This is a genomic window from Flavobacterium bizetiae (genome assembly GCF_902804475.1).
Taxonomy (GTDB): Bacteria; Bacteroidota; Bacteroidia; order Flavobacteriales; family Flavobacteriaceae; genus Flavobacterium; species Flavobacterium bizetiae.
Genome location: NZ_CADCSU010000040.1, coordinates 88,208 through 102,327 on the forward strand (window position 1 = coordinate 88,208; position 14,120 = coordinate 102,327).

15 protein-coding genes are annotated in these 14,120 nt (G+C 35.2%); 12 read left to right on the top strand and 3 right to left on the bottom strand.

Features of this window, described 5'->3' with window-relative positions:
- Positions 1–48 precede the first annotated feature (48 nt).
- Positions 49–444, bottom strand: a complete 396-nt coding sequence (locus FLACOL7796_RS03475) for a rhodanese-like domain-containing protein (RefSeq protein ID WP_173969440.1) — start codon at positions 442–444, stop codon at positions 49–51.
- A 145-nt stretch (positions 445–589) separates the two neighbouring features.
- Here FLACOL7796_RS03475 and FLACOL7796_RS03480 point away from each other — a divergent pair, with 145 nt between their 5' ends.
- The 10 genes from FLACOL7796_RS03480 (at position 590) to FLACOL7796_RS03525 (ending at position 10,532) form a co-directional block, all read left to right on the top strand.
- Positions 590–1,492, top strand: coding sequence for a LysR family transcriptional regulator (locus tag FLACOL7796_RS03480; RefSeq protein WP_173969441.1), 903 nt, complete (start codon positions 590–592; stop codon positions 1,490–1,492).
- Positions 1,477–1,926, top strand: a complete 450-nt coding sequence (locus FLACOL7796_RS03485) for a GNAT family N-acetyltransferase (RefSeq protein WP_173969442.1) — start codon at positions 1,477–1,479, stop codon at positions 1,924–1,926. The genes FLACOL7796_RS03480 and FLACOL7796_RS03485 overlap by 16 nt, the downstream gene beginning before the upstream one ends.
- A gap of 114 nt (positions 1,927–2,040) precedes the next feature.
- A complete protein-coding gene (locus FLACOL7796_RS03490; RefSeq protein ID WP_173969443.1) occupies positions 2,041–2,886 on the top strand; it encodes an NAD-dependent epimerase/dehydratase family protein in 846 nt (281 codons plus the stop codon).
- 176 nt (positions 2,887–3,062) lie between these two features.
- Positions 3,063–3,539 (top strand): methylated-DNA--[protein]-cysteine S-methyltransferase, encoded by a 477-nt coding sequence (locus tag FLACOL7796_RS03495; RefSeq protein WP_173969444.1) that lies wholly within the window; start codon positions 3,063–3,065, stop codon positions 3,537–3,539.
- Between the two features lie 210 nt (positions 3,540–3,749).
- The gene (locus FLACOL7796_RS03500; protein WP_173969445.1) at positions 3,750–4,463 is read left to right on the top strand and encodes a 3'-5' exonuclease; all 714 of its coding nucleotides are present in this window, start codon (positions 3,750–3,752) and stop codon (positions 4,461–4,463) included.
- 91 nt (positions 4,464–4,554) lie between these two features.
- Positions 4,555–5,628 carry a winged helix DNA-binding domain-containing protein gene (locus FLACOL7796_RS03505; protein ID WP_173969446.1) on the top strand — a complete coding sequence of 358 codons (1,074 nt, stop codon included), beginning with the start codon at positions 4,555–4,557 and terminating at the stop codon, positions 5,626–5,628.
- 274 nt (positions 5,629–5,902) lie between these two features.
- Positions 5,903–7,342 (top strand): nucleoside recognition domain-containing protein, encoded by a 1,440-nt coding sequence (locus tag FLACOL7796_RS03510; protein WP_173969447.1) that lies wholly within the window; start codon positions 5,903–5,905, stop codon positions 7,340–7,342.
- 49 nt (positions 7,343–7,391) lie between these two features.
- Entirely contained in the window at positions 7,392–8,108 is a 717-nt protein-coding gene (locus FLACOL7796_RS03515) for a hypothetical protein (protein WP_173969448.1), read from the top strand.
- 19 nt (positions 8,109–8,127) lie between these two features.
- The gene (locus tag FLACOL7796_RS03520; RefSeq protein WP_173969449.1) at positions 8,128–8,856 is read left to right on the top strand and encodes a hypothetical protein; all 729 of its coding nucleotides are present in this window, start codon (positions 8,128–8,130) and stop codon (positions 8,854–8,856) included.
- A 71-nt stretch (positions 8,857–8,927) separates the two neighbouring features.
- The gene (locus tag FLACOL7796_RS03525; RefSeq protein ID WP_173969450.1) at positions 8,928–10,532 is read left to right on the top strand and encodes a fumarate hydratase; all 1,605 of its coding nucleotides are present in this window, start codon (positions 8,928–8,930) and stop codon (positions 10,530–10,532) included.
- 139 nt (positions 10,533–10,671) lie between these two features.
- Here FLACOL7796_RS03525 and FLACOL7796_RS03530 read toward each other — a convergent pair whose 3' ends face one another.
- Together FLACOL7796_RS03530 and dinB are read right to left on the bottom strand one after the other, a co-directional pair.
- Positions 10,672–11,166 (bottom strand): PAS domain-containing protein, encoded by a 495-nt coding sequence (locus tag FLACOL7796_RS03530; RefSeq protein ID WP_173969451.1) that lies wholly within the window; start codon positions 11,164–11,166, stop codon positions 10,672–10,674.
- Between the two features lie 98 nt (positions 11,167–11,264).
- Complete coding sequence (gene dinB, locus FLACOL7796_RS03535; RefSeq protein WP_173969452.1) at positions 11,265–12,347, bottom strand: DNA polymerase IV; 1,083 nt, start codon at positions 12,345–12,347, stop codon at positions 11,265–11,267.
- A 141-nt stretch (positions 12,348–12,488) separates the two neighbouring features.
- On the opposite strand from dinB, the gene FLACOL7796_RS03540 reads away from it, so the two are divergent.
- Both FLACOL7796_RS03540 and FLACOL7796_RS03545 read left to right on the top strand, forming a co-directional pair.
- Positions 12,489–13,223, top strand: coding sequence for a metallophosphoesterase family protein (locus tag FLACOL7796_RS03540; RefSeq protein WP_173969453.1), 735 nt, complete (start codon positions 12,489–12,491; stop codon positions 13,221–13,223).
- A gap of 48 nt (positions 13,224–13,271) precedes the next feature.
- Complete coding sequence (locus tag FLACOL7796_RS03545) at positions 13,272–13,793, top strand: DUF6646 family protein (RefSeq protein ID WP_173969454.1); 522 nt, start codon at positions 13,272–13,274, stop codon at positions 13,791–13,793.
- Positions 13,794–14,120: the final 327 nt, after the last annotated feature.

Here is a 14,120-nt window from a genome sequence, read left to right on the forward strand (position 1 = left end):
AAATTATAAAAAAGGGCAAACTTTACGTCTAAAGTTTGCCCTTTTTCTTTAACAGGCGCATTCAATCTTTAAACCTGCTTTTACGCCGTTTGTGCCTTCGGTGGCATATCCGTCAAACTTCCACCACTCGATTCCGCCAATTAATTCTTTTACTTTAAAACCTAATTTTGCCATATTCAAAGCACCTCTTGTTGAGGCATTACAACCAATTCCGTCGCAGTACGTTACATACAAAACTTCTTTGTCCAGATGTTTGGTACTTTCAACCGTCATTTCGCGGTGCGGGATATTAATCGCGGTTGGGATATGTTCAGCTTCAAAGCCAAATGCTTTTCTCGCATCAATTACAATTACCTTTTCGCCATTACTCAATGCATCAAATAGATCAGAAGGATCCATTTCGAAGGCGAGTTTATTTTCGTAGTGTTTAATTTCTGCTTCCATTATTCTAGTTTTTAAGGTTTTGTTTTTTCAAAAGTAACTCAACATCATATCCTATAAAAACGAAAAGAATTCATCAACTTGATTACTTTTTTTCATAGAAAACGCATTCTAAAATTTTGTTCCTTTGTATTCTAATTCCCAAAAAATGGAAATCCGTCATTTACGTTTAATAAAAGCAATTGTTGAAGAAGGTAGCATCACTAAAGCCATTGATAAATTGCATTTGACGCAATCGGCCCTGAGCCACCAACTTAAAGAAGCCGAATACCAATTGGGAACTCCTGTTTTTTTGAGAACCAATAAAAAGCTGGTTTTAACCAAAGCCGGTGAGAAGATCTACGAATTGGCCAATGAAATTCTGGACAAACTTTCGCAAACCGAATCTCAAATTAAACAAATGGTATACGGAGAACATGGTGAAATAAGAATTAGTACCGAATGTTTTTCGAGTTATCACTGGTTGCCGCCGGTTTTAAAACAATTTCATCTTTTATATCCTAATGTCGAATTGAAAATTGTAACCGAAGCGACTCATATTCCGTTACAAAAATTATTAGAAAATACTATTGATATCGCGATTATTAGCGATCAGATCAAAGACAATAACATCAAATATATTGAGCTTTTTCAGGACGAAATGGTTATGGTGGTTTCTGAAAACCACGCCTGGGCGAATAAAAAATATGTTGTTGCGGAGGATTTCATTGATGAACATTTGCTGATTCACTCCCTTCCGATGGAAACGGTTACCGTTCATCAATTTCTTTTGGCTCCAGCCAAAGTCGCTCCCAAAAAGATTACCCCTCTCCCATTGACAGAAGCATCGTTAGAAATGGTTAAAGCCGATATGGGCGTCATGTCGATGGCAAAATGGGCATTGTTACCACATTTAAAAAATAATCCAATTAGAGCCATTAAAATTGGTAAAAACGGTTTAAAGAGGAAACACTTTATTGCCATTCGCGAAAATGAGCAATATCCTGATTACTTTTATCATTTTATCACCTTTCTACAAAACGAAATCAACCTGCAATGGAATATACAATAAGAAAATGCGAAGTATCAGACTTGCCAAAACTGGTCATTTTATGTCAAAAACATGCCGAATATGAAAAAGCTGATTATTCTCCGGAAGGAAAAGAAGAAGGATTGAAAAAAGTATTGTTTGGCGAGCATCCAAAATTAAACTGTTTTGTCGTTGTAACCGATAATGATATTGTGGGATATGTATCTTATACTTTTGATTTTTCGACCTGGAGCGCGGGTGATTTCCTGTATATGGATTGTCTTTATCTGGAAGAAAATGCAAGAAACTTTGGAATTGGCGCAGTCTTAATCAACAAACTAAAAGAAATTGCAAAAGAGAAAAACTGTGTTAACATGCAATGGCGAACGCCTCAGTTTAACGAAAGAGCAATAAAATTTTATAATAGAATTGGCGCAAAAGGAAAAGACAAAATCTGTTTCTTTTTAGATCTATAATACAAAGTGCTCAAAATTTAATTTCGCAAAGGCGCGAAGTCGCAAATAAAAAGACATAGTTTTAAATCTTTGTAACTCTGAACCTCTGTACCTTTGAACCTTCAAAAACAAAAAATGACTCAAATAAGCATATTAGGCTGCGGATGGCTAGGTTTACCTTTAGCTAAAAAACTAATCGAAAAAGGCTATTCCGTAAACGGATCAACGACTTCTGAAAATAAACTTTCAATTTTAGAAAATGCTGGAATAAACCCTTTTATTGTCATCCTGAGCGAAGTCGAAGGAGCACTAGAAAGCGAAAGTGTTTCAGAAAGTATCACTGATTTTCTAGCGAAATCTGAAATCTTAATTATTGACATTCCACCTAAATTGAGAGGAATCAATGCTTATTCTTCTGACTCGTCCAGAAAAATCTTTGTAGAAAAAATAGAAAATTTAATTCCGTTCATTGAAAAATCGACGGTAAAGAATGTTCTTTTTGTGAGCTCAACAGCGGTTTATGGTAATGAAAACGGAATTGTGACCGAAGAGACAAATGCAAATCCGGAAACTGAAAGTGGCAAACAATTACTTTTGGCAGAAGCTCTTTTACAAAAAAATCAAAACTTCGCAACTACAATTGTACGTTTTGGCGGATTAATTGGTGAAGATCGTCATCCCGTTAAGTTTTTAGCAGGAAAAGAAAACCTCGAAAATCCTGATGCACCAGTAAACTTAATTCATCAAAATGATTGTATTGGCATTATTGAAGAAATCATCAAACAATCAAAATGGAATGAGGTTTTTAATGCTGTAGCACCTTTTCATTCAAGTCGGGAGGAATATTATACACAGCAAGCAAAGAATCATAATTTAGTTTTACCAACGTTTAGTACTGAAAAATCGAATATTAAAAAGGTGATTTCAAGCGAAAAAATCACAAATAGTTTGAGTTACCAATTTAGGTTAGAAAATTATTAAAAGTCCACAATGTCAGGCTGAGCGAAGTCGAAGCCCACGTTTCATAAGCCTTCGACTTCGCTCAGGATGACAATCGGGTAAAAGAAAATCTCTGTGATAAAAAACAAAACTTAAATTACTTCTATTACTTATATAGTTTAAAAAACTTTGCGAACTTTGCGGTTAAATCAAAATCTATGGAAATAGTCTACATCAATTCGCCTTTAGGAATCACCAAAATTGTTGGAGATGAAGATGGCGTTGCTGTAATTTCCGTTTCAGATGTTGGTACAAACGAAGTTTCTCGGGAAATTCCAGCCGTTTTACAAGAAGCTGTTTCTCAATTAGAAGAGTATTTCAATAAAAAAAGAATTGATTTTACTTTCAAACTAAATCCAAAAGGAACTGAATTTCAGCAAAAAGTTTGGAAATCCTTATTAGAAATACCATACGGAAAAACGATAAGTTATATGGATCAAACCAAAAAGCTGGGAGATGTAAAAGCGATTCGCGCTGTGGCATCGGCAAATGGTAAAAATCCTCTTTGGATTGTCGTTCCCTGCCATCGTGTTATTGGCACCAATGGTTCTTTAACCGGATATGCTGGCGGTTTATCACGTAAAAAATGGCTGATCGAACACGAAAATCCAACTACACAACAAAGTTTATTTTAGTTCTTCGTTTGCCACGAATTTCACAAATTAGCACGAATTAAAATAGTTATAAATTGATAGACCATCATTAGTGAAAATTTGTGAAATTTGCGACAGCAAAACGGTATCGCACTATTTAAGTCATAAGCTATTTCTTATTTTAAATTCAATTTTGCGTACATTTATATTCATAAAGAATTAGTGAAAATTCGTGAAATTCGTTGCAAAACTATGATTGAAAAAATAAACCTCAATAACATTTTATTCCTGGATATAGAAACTGTTCCGGAAGAGGAGAATTTTAATTCCCTTGATGCCGAAATGCAATCACTTTGGGATCATAAAACACAATACCAAAGAAAAGACGAATATACTCCGGAAGAATTTTATGATCGCGCCGGAATTTGGGCCGAGTTTGGGAAGATTGTCTGCATTTCTGTTGGTTATTTTACCATCAAGGGAGATATCCGAAATTTTAGAGTGACTTCGTTTTTTGGTGATGAAAAAAAAATCCTAAAAGACTTTAATAATCTAATCAACAATCATTTTCATCAGCCGCAACATCTTTTGTGCGGACATAACGCTAAAGAATTTGATATACCGTTTATTGCCCGACGCATGATTATCAACCAGATTGCTATTCCGGATAAACTGAATTTGTTTGGGAAAAAACCTTGGGAAATTCCACATTTAGACACTTTAGAATTATGGAAGTTTGGTGATTACAAACACTTTACTTCTTTAAAATTATTAACTAAAATCCTTGGAGTTCCTTCTCCAAAAGGCGATATCGACGGAAGTCAGGTAGGTCATGTATTTTATGTAGAGAAAGATATTGACCGAATTGTAACTTATTGCGAAAAAGATACGATTGCCGTGGCTCAGATTTTCCTGCGTTTACGTCGTGAGGATTTATTGATTGATGATGAGATTATTCATGTATAGTTTTTCTAAGGCACTAAGCTACTGAGTTGCTAAGATACTAAGGTATTTTTCATGAACTGATATAACTTATATGGTTTAAATATTTTAAAGAATGACTCATCAGGAAATTTCCCATTATCGTCTTGTTTCGCAGAAACTCTATGAAACAAGTTTAAATTCTCCGGAAGAAATTGTACAGCATCTTGGTGCCATGCAGGCTCAGGATTATGCAATGGCAAAATGGGCAATTGGTTCACGTTGTGATGCTACTGAAGCAGCTATCGAAGAACTTATAAATTCGGCAAAAATTATCCGAACCCATATTTTGCGTCCGACCTGGCATTTTGTTTCGGCAGAAGATATTTACTGGATGTTGGAACTTTCTGCACCACAAGTGAAACGATTTACTGCTTCGGCAGCTAGGAAATATGGTTATGATCCTAAAAAATTAGATCAAACCAATACTGAGATCGAAAAAATGTTAAGCGGAAATAATCATTTGACCCGCGATGAAATCATGCAGGAACTTAACATAAAGAAAACTTCGAGCGATGATTTTTTGAGTGCTGCCATAATGATGAATGCAGAATTGGACGGTTTGGTTTGTAATGGCAAAATGAAAGGCAAACAAATCACTTATTCTTTACTCGAAGAAAGGGTTTCTAAACCAAAAACCAAACTATCAAAAGAGGAAGCTCTTGCTAAATTAGCGCTTCGGTATTTTGAAAGTCATGGCCCTGCAACACTTCTGGATTTTTCCTGGTGGTCTGGTTTTCCGCCAACTACCTGCAAATTGGTAATTAACGCAATTGAGTTGCAACTGGGTTCTGCAGAAATTGAGAGCCAAATTTACTGGTTTAAAAAAGATATTGCTTATGAAACCAACTTCCGCGAAAGCGTACATTTTCTTCCCGCTTTTGATGAGATTTTAATTTCGTATAAAACCAGAGAAGCTTCGATTTTATTAGAAAACCAACCTAAGACTTTCACCAATAATGGCATTTTTAAACCTATTATTTTAAAAAATTCAAAAGTTATTGGAACCTGGAAAAGGATTATCAAAAAGGATCACGCTAAAATAGAAACGCATTTTTTTAATGAAACCGACGTTTCTAAAAAGAAAATTTTGTTTGAAGGAATTAAAGCTTTTGAGCACTATCTTGAAACTAAAGTGATTATTGAATAACTTGTATTCGCTAATTTTTATATATCGCTCCTATGGAGCTAGCGGAAAGAATAATTGAGCATTTCTATATATATAACGCCCTTTCAGGGCTGAGAAAAACTCCGTTAGGAGTGTAATATTTATAGAAATTGAATAGTCAATTAATTTTAAAGCCCCATCGGGGCGATATATTATGATTATTTATTACAATAGAATCAAATACTTCTTCTATCATTAATAAAATCTTTGCGCATACAATCGCTAAATAATTATATTTACAAAAAAAATTAGCATTATGGTATTAAGTAGATTTTGGTTAGTGATTTTTATTTCCTCAATTGTCTTTATTGTGGTCAGTTTATTTACTGCCAACACTTATACTATCGATTCTGTAATAAACGGAAAGAAAGACGATCCTATTCTGGTGTCTGAAAAATACATTCATGAGCTTCCGGCTTTCATCAAAGACAGTATTCAAAAAGCGCCGGATCAGACTATGATTATCAATCACGATACTCTGAATGCTGATACAACTTATGTTTTTAAAAATAAAACGGTAAAAATCTTCAGCGGTTTACAAAAATCTGATGGTTTATTGCCTACCTGCAAGAGTACTTTGGTCGATTTAATTTTACCGCTTATTGCTTATCTGGCTTTTTTCTGCGGATTAATGGAGCTTTTAATTATTTCTGGAGCTTCAGGAAAATTAGCAAAAGTTTTAAGCCCGGTATTCGTAAAGGTTTTCCCGAGTATTCCTAAAAATCACCCTTCTATATCATACATGACGTTAAACTTTGCCGCGAATTTTCTGGGATTAGATTCGGCTGCAACTCCTTTTGGACTTAAAGCCATGGAGAGTTTGCAGGAAATAAATCCGGACAAAGACAAGGCGAGTGATGCCCAAATTATGTTCATGTGTCTTCATGCTTCGGGTTTAACTTTGATTGCTACATCAATTATAGGATATCGTGCGGCGGCTAATGCCACTAATCCTGCTGATGTTATGCTGCCATGTATCATTACATCGTTCATTGGTACTATTGCAGCGTTTTTGATTGTGGGAGTTAAACAAAAAATCAATTTTAAAAGCGCTTCTCTTGTTATTGTATTAATGGGATTAATTGCCGCAATTGTTGGTTTACTGATGTATGTAAATCATTTAGATTTAATTGGAAAAAACTACTTTACCTCTAACCTTTCGGGATTAATATTAATTGCCATTATTGCCTTTACATTGATTTTTTCATTTAAACACGAAAAGAAATTTACAGAAGCTAATACTACTGTTTTTGAAACCTTTGTAGTGGGTGCAAACAACGGAGTTAAAACCGGAGTTACTATTTTTCCTTATGTATTAGGAATGTTAGTGGCTATTTCATTATTCAGAAACAGCGGTTTATTCGAAATTATTAGTGATGCAATTGCATTTGTTTTTTCGAATATGGGAGTAAGCAAAGAAATTACAAATGCTTTACCTGTTGCCATGCTTCGCCCTTTTAGTTCTGCAGGATCTCGTGGTTTTTTAATTGATTCTATGAATACTTTTGGTGCCGATTCTTTGACAGCAAGATTAAGTAGCATTTTTCAGTGCAGCGCCGAAAGTACTTTTTATGTAATTGCAGTTTATTTTGGTTCTGTTAATATCAAAAATACCCGATATGCCCTGGGTACAATGCTTTTAGTAGATCTTATTTGTGTAATTACAGCGATTTTTGTGGCGACGTGGTTTTTCTAAACCAAACATTACGATTAGATTTATAATATAATGAATCAAAAAACCTACTATGTTTAAGAGATTTTTTAGCAAAAAAAGAGAAATTGAAATTCCGGAAGAAATCAAATCTCAGGAAGAAAACCAAAATGTTGAAGAAGTTATAATTGAAAAAGTTGAAACTGAAGCAACAGAAAATGAAGCAGTTGAAAATAAAGAATCAGAGAATGAAGAAACGAAATTCGAACCTAATAAAATTGATTGGTTAATAAACGATTCGATTCTGACTTTTATCCCTCGTGAATTGTACATGCATTATTGGGATAGCGCTACTGAAAAAAATCTGCAGGATCCTTCGTGGCAAAATCAAGGGGTCTTTTTCTGGAATAATAATGAACCTTTTGAGAGAAAATCTTTGCCCGAGTTTTTTGAAAACTACGAAAAGAAGCTATTTGTTTTTAATGAAGTTCCGGATTATATTTCGTTGGTATCTGCAAAAGCAATTCCGTGGTTTGGAATGCCCGGAGAAGGAGACAAATTCTGTCTTCGATACGATGAAACGCCAATAACAATAGAAGAAGCCCATAAACTGAACATCATAAATTATGTCAAAATTGTAGAATTAAATTATGACAATCTGGGAATTTTGAACGATCGCGACAATTATGCTTTTCTGTTCAATCCTAATGAAGTTCAATACCAAAATCAGCTTTTTTATTTAAATGGAGAAAAAATCTCGTTAGCCGAACTCTATCAAAAAAAGAAACTACTCGTTCTGGCTGTAGAATAAATAATACCGATTGCTAATTATGAAACCACAATTCCTTTTCATCCTATGTCTGTTGATTGGTTGCCAAAAACCAAAACCTGTAAATCAAATAGTTGACAAACTTCCTGAAACTAAAACAGAGGCCGTTGAGGCAAAAGATAATTTCCTGAAAACAGATACTATTTCTATTGCTGATTACGGAGAAACATCAAAAGACAATTATATTCTGGCGTATCTTTTAGAGCAAAAAGCAGATAAAGACAGTATCGTAACGGCAAAATATCAACTTGACTTTTATCAGAATAAAAATAAAACTACGACTTCAAAAATTACCATTAAAGGCGTTGACAAAGGATCTGAATGGTCTGCTATCTACGGATTAGGAACGGAAAGTGCCAAAAGTTCGCCTTTTATTCAAGTTAGTTTTGGATATCCGGCTTGCGGTTACAATCAAAGTCATTATTTATACCATTTAAAAAACAACGATATACAACTGGTTTACGACTGGTACACCATGTCTGATAGTGGTTGGGGAAGTTGGGTTGAATTCGAAAATCCTTCGGCGAAAGCCAATCCTGAATCATTCTACTGCAAGACCGTTTCTTTTGAACCTGATGATAACGACGAAAATATGGGAATCGCTAAACATTCGGATTCGATTGTTTTTCGCTTAAGCGGAAATCAGTGGAAAAAGCAATTACTTTCGGCAAAAGACAAGGTTTATTTCGAGAAAAAAATGAGTTTTGATGACTTTCACAAACCACAATAAACACCTTAAAACATCCCTTATTCAAATTCTTTCTTAGGTAAATAATTTCTAACTTTGTAAAAAACAAAGCAATGATTGATTTTATATACCAAGACCCTTATCCTATTTTAAAGGATGATACACAGTACCGCAAAATTACGTCTGATTTTGTGAAAGTAGAACAATTTGGAGAACGTGAAGTTTTGACCGTTGATCCAAAAGGTTTAGAATTATTGGCTGAAGAAGCCTTAACAGATGTTTCGTTCATGCTTAGAACGACGCATTTACAAAAATTGCGTAAGATTCTTGACGACCCTGAAGCGACAGACAATGACCGTTTTGTGGCTTACAATTTACTACAAAATGCTTCGGTTGCTGCCGAAGGTCAATTACCAAGCTGCCAGGATACCGGAACGGCGATTGTAATGGCCAAAAAAGGAGAAAGCATCTTTACTGGTGTTGATGATGCAGAATGGCTGAGCAAAGGAATTTTCAATACGTACCAAAAACGTAATTTACGTTATTCGCAAATTGTTCCGATTTCGATGTTTGAAGAAAAAAACTCAGGTTCGAATCTTCCGGCGCAAATTGATATTTATGCTAAAAAAGGAACTTCGTACGAGTTTTTATTTATGGCAAAAGGCGGAGGATCTGCTAATAAAACGTACTTATACCAACAAACAAAATCATTACTGAATGAAAAATCGATGGATGCTTTTGTTCGTGCAAAAATAAAAGATTTAGGAACTTCGGCTTGTCCGCCGTATCACCTGGCTTTAGTAATTGGAGGAACTTCTGCGGAAGCGAATCTAAGTGCTGTTAAAAAGGCATCAGCTGGATATTACGACAATCTTCCTACTTCAGGAAACATGGCTGGTCAGGCTTTTCGTGATATCGAATGGGAAGCTAAAGTGCAGCAAATTTGTCAGGAAAGCGAAATTGGCGCTCAGTTTGGCGGTAAATATTTCACGCACGATGTTCGTGTCATTCGTTTGCCTCGTCATGCGGCTTCTTGTCCGGTTGGATTAGGAGTTTCTTGTTCTGCTGACAGAAACATTAAAGGAAAAATTAATAAAGACGGAATTTTCGTTGAGCAATTAGAGGTTAATCCTAAACAATTTTTACCGGAAACAGCTCCGCATTTAGAAGCTCCTGTTGAAATTGACTTAGATCAGCCAATGGCAGATATTTTGGCTAAATTATCTCAATATCCTATCAAAACCCGTTTAAAACTAAACGGAACTGTGATTGTTGCCCGTGATATTGCTCACGCAAAAATCAAAGAATTGCTGGAAGCGGGTAAACCAATGCCGGAATACTTTAAAAATCACCCAGTGTATTATGCTGGGCCTGCTAAAACTCCGGAAGGAATGGCTTCAGGAAGTTTTGGACCAACAACGGCAGGACGTATGGATGTTTATGTTGATGAATTCCAGAAACATGGCGGAAGTATGATCATGCTGGCAAAAGGAAACCGTACCAAACAAGTAACAGATGCGTGTAACAAATATGGCGGATTCTACTTAGGTTCTATTGGTGGTCCGGCTGCAATTTTAGCACAAGACAATATCCTAAAAGTTGAAGTGGTTGATTTTGAAGAATTAGGAATGGAAGCGGTTCGTAAAATCACCGTGAAAGATTTCCCTGCTTTTATTATTACTGATGATAAAGGAAATGATTTCTTTGAGAATTTATAGATTTTAGTGGCTAAGGTACTATGGTGCTGAGTTATTAAGTTTTTTTTAAAATAATAAAACCGCCTATTTTAGGCGGTTTTATTATTTATTGACTTTGCGAACCTTGCGTAATTCTTTGCGAACTTTGCGGTTAAGCTTTTTACGCAACTTCTTTTTCGAAGGCTATAAAATGCGTTAATTGTCCTTTTAGGTTAAAAACCGGAGCTCCGTTAATTTTACATTTATAGGTTCTGCCGTCTTTTCTATAGTTTTCGATTGTTTTCTCAAAAGGAACCTGCAGTTTAATTGCTTCCCTGATTTCTTTTAGAACAGTTTTAGAAGTTTCGGGTCCCTGAAACATTTTGGGCGTTTTTCCCAATACTTCTTCTTCTTTGTATCCCGTCATTCGTTTGATTCCGTTTGAGGCAAAAACAATCTTTAAATCAAGATCTGTTACTACTACAACTTCGTCTTTAAGGCGTTGTTCTATTTGTAGATTTTCTTCATTCCAGGTAAATTGATTCGAAATTTTACTGACTTTTTTCAAATCAGAGAAAATAGCTTTCAGCTCATTCAAATATTCATAATGAAAATCCCATGCCAGGATAGGAACAGAATTACGATGGGAACCTTCATCAAAATTGTCTCTTTTCATTTTAAATAATTTATGGATAAAATCTTCTTACTCAAAGATAGAACGAAAATTCATCATAAAATAAATTTATTTTCTATTTAACGATTGTTTAATATCAGTTAGAACGTAAATTTTAATTGTACAACAACTGCTTTTTTTTCTTCGGTATTTAAATTATTCAGGGAAATTCCGAGCAATCGTACTGAATCTTTCATTTTTTCCTGATACAACAACTCTTCTACCGTTTCGAGAATCAGACTTTTATCTGAAATAAAATAGGGCAAAGTTTTACTGCGGGTTTGCTGGGTAAAGTCGCTGTATTTTATTTTAAGGGTAACTGTTTTACCTGAAATATTATATTTTTTTAATCGTCTTTCTAATGAAGTAGCAATTTTATCCAATTGCTCTAGCATAAAAATTTCAGATGTTAGATTGACATCAAATGTGTTTTCTGCCGCAACGGATTTGGTGATGCGATGCGATTTTACTTCGCTATTATGGATACCACGAACTACATTGTAATAAAAAGCACCTGACTTTCCGAAATGTTTTTCCAGAAATTCAACTGATTTGCTTTTCAGATCCGTTCCGGTAAAAATTCCCAATTGGTACATTTTCTCCGTAGTCACTTTTCCAACGCCATAAAACTTTCTGATGGGCAATTCTTCCAAAAAAGCTTCGACTTCATCAGGATTTACCGTTTTTTGTCCGTTAGGTTTATTGACATCGCTGGCAATTTTAGCTACAAATTTATTGATCGAAATTCCTGCGGAAGCCGAAATCCCTACTTCATTCAAAATTCGCAATCTGATTTCCTCCGCCAATAAACTCGCACTTGGATTTCCTTTTTTATTCTGGGTTACATCCAGATAAGCTTCATCGAGTGAAAGTGGTTCAACCAGATCTGTATAATCATGAAAAATGGCGTGAATTTTACTTGAAATCTCCTTGTATCGATCGAATCTGGGGCGTACAAAAATAATTTCGGGACAATATTTTTTGGCCAAAACACCACTTATAGCACTTCGAACACCAAATTTACGAGCTTCGTAACTGGCTGCCGAAACTACTCCTCTATTCTCTGATCCGCCAACGGCAACGGGTTTTCCGCGCAAAGCAGGATTATCCATCTGCTCTACCGAAGCATAAAAAGCATCCATATCAATATGGATAATTTTTCGATATGTTGGCATCTCTGACATTATGCAAATTTAAACACTAAAGCCATAAAAAGAACGCAGTTAATAGTTATAAATAGTATCAATTTTTAAAGATTAACAACTAAATGATCCTAAACAAATCATTTTATTTATTTTTGTGGTTACTACACGAAATATTTAAAAATGCGAACATTTGTTATAGGCGACATACACGGTGGATTACTTGCTCTTGAACAAGTGATTGAAAAAGCCCAGGTAACTACAAAAGATACTCTTATATTTTTAGGCGATTATGTTGATGGATGGAGCCAGTCGGCTGAAGTTATCGATTATCTTATTGACCTGAAAAGCAAACAAAACTGCATTTGCATTAGAGGAAATCATGATCAGCTTGCCTTAGACTGGCTTGAAAACCGACATGAAGATTTTGATGAAGAAATGTGGTATAAACATGGCGGACGTGCTACTGTAGAAGGATACGCGAAACTTTCTGAAGAGAAAAAGAAAACTCATATCGCTTTTCTGGAATCGTTACAGGATTATTATCTTGATGATGAAAACCGACTTTTTGTTCATGCCGGTTTTACGAACCTGAGTGGCGTAATGTGGGAATATTTTTCAAAATTATTTTACTGGGACAGAACGCTTTGGGAATCTGCACTTGCTTTAGATCCAAATCTAAAACCAGATGATTTATATTATCCAAAACGTTTTACCATCTACAAAGAAATATACATTGGCCATACTCCCGTTACCCGAATTGGGAAAACTGTTCCGGTAAATAAAGCCTGCGTTTGGAATGTTGATACCGGCGCTGCGTTTAAAGGTCCGTTGACGATTTTAGACGTGGATACCAAGGAATTCTGGCAAAGCGATCCGTTAAATGAATTGTATTCTGACGAAAAAGGTAGGAATTAGTTCATAAAAAACTATTTTTGCATTTTAAAATAATTAATATTTAAGTTTATGAAAAAGGTTATTACACTTTTGTTTTTAGTATCATTTGGATTTACACAAGCTCAACAGGCTTTTAAAGGAAAAGGAGATGTTAAAGTTAACGTTGGTGCTAACATACAAGATGGTGGTTCAGGAATTCAGGGATCTGTTGATTTTGGTTTAGGAGAAAATTTCTCTTTTGGTTTTGTAGCTAACTATTTATTAGGCGTAGATAATTTTAATGGTTTTTATAATAGTAGTGCTTATAATGATTACAAACCTGATTTTGGCGATCGTTTTGATGCTAAAGCAAGAATTAGCGCTAATTTAAGCAGCGTTATTGGTGTTGATCAATTAGATGTTTATCCAGGTTTAAGTTTAGGATTACATAATTTTGGTGGTCACGTTGGTGGTCGTTATTTCTTTACTGACGGATTTGGTGTTTTCACAGAACTTGGTTTCCCAATTGCAAAATATGGCAGCAACAATGGTGTATTTGATCATTTAAACAATCAGTTTACTTTTAGTTTAGGAGCTTCTTTTAATTTATAAGAAACCACTTAACCGCAAAGCACGCGGAATTTTACGCAAAGTTCGCAATGTATTTCTCGCAAAGTCGCAGAGACGCAAAGCTTTTTAAATAATAAAAACCGCCTGATTGGACGGTTTTTTTGTTCTAATGAATTCAAGTGTCATCCTGAGCGAAGTCGAAGGCTTGCCAATTGTAACGGGGCTTCGACTTCGCTCAGCCTGACAAAACAAAAAAACCGCTCAAATGAGTAAGAGTGGTCGGAAGAAATTCCGGCCACTTTATGTTTTAAATACTTTTGAAGGATCTCCGCCTGCGAAGACTATCATTATTGCAGTAATAAGTTCCCT

Excerpts from the sequence above, each read along its gene's own strand:
- FLACOL7796_RS03540 (WP_173969453.1), top strand. The coding sequence starts at position 12,489 with ATGCGAACATTTGTTATAGGCGACATACACGGTGGATTACTTGCTCTT.
- FLACOL7796_RS03515 (WP_173969448.1), top strand. The coding sequence starts at position 7,392 with ATGTTTAAGAGATTTTTTAGCAAAAAAAGAGAAATTGAAATTCCGGAA.
- FLACOL7796_RS03510 (WP_173969447.1), top strand. The coding sequence starts at position 5,903 with ATGGTATTAAGTAGATTTTGGTTAGTGATTTTTATTTCCTCAATTGTC.
- FLACOL7796_RS03490 (WP_173969443.1), top strand. The coding sequence starts at position 2,041 with ATGACTCAAATAAGCATATTAGGCTGCGGATGGCTAGGTTTACCTTTA.
- FLACOL7796_RS03545 (WP_173969454.1), top strand. The coding sequence starts at position 13,272 with ATGAAAAAGGTTATTACACTTTTGTTTTTAGTATCATTTGGATTTACA.
- FLACOL7796_RS03500 (WP_173969445.1), top strand. The coding sequence starts at position 3,750 with ATGATTGAAAAAATAAACCTCAATAACATTTTATTCCTGGATATAGAA.
- FLACOL7796_RS03485 (WP_173969442.1), top strand. The coding sequence starts at position 1,477 with ATGGAATATACAATAAGAAAATGCGAAGTATCAGACTTGCCAAAACTG.
- FLACOL7796_RS03505 (WP_173969446.1), top strand. The coding sequence starts at position 4,555 with ATGACTCATCAGGAAATTTCCCATTATCGTCTTGTTTCGCAGAAACTC.
- FLACOL7796_RS03480 (WP_173969441.1), top strand. The coding sequence starts at position 590 with ATGGAAATCCGTCATTTACGTTTAATAAAAGCAATTGTTGAAGAAGGT.
- FLACOL7796_RS03475 (WP_173969440.1), bottom strand. The coding sequence starts at position 444 with ATGGAAGCAGAAATTAAACACTACGAAAATAAACTCGCCTTCGAAATG.
- FLACOL7796_RS03495 (WP_173969444.1), top strand. The coding sequence starts at position 3,063 with ATGGAAATAGTCTACATCAATTCGCCTTTAGGAATCACCAAAATTGTT.
- FLACOL7796_RS03530 (WP_173969451.1), bottom strand. The coding sequence starts at position 11,166 with ATGAAAAGAGACAATTTTGATGAAGGTTCCCATCGTAATTCTGTTCCT.
- dinB (WP_173969452.1), bottom strand. The coding sequence starts at position 12,347 with ATGTCAGAGATGCCAACATATCGAAAAATTATCCATATTGATATGGAT.
- FLACOL7796_RS03520 (WP_173969449.1), top strand. The coding sequence starts at position 8,128 with ATGAAACCACAATTCCTTTTCATCCTATGTCTGTTGATTGGTTGCCAA.
- FLACOL7796_RS03525 (WP_173969450.1), top strand. The coding sequence starts at position 8,928 with ATGATTGATTTTATATACCAAGACCCTTATCCTATTTTAAAGGATGAT.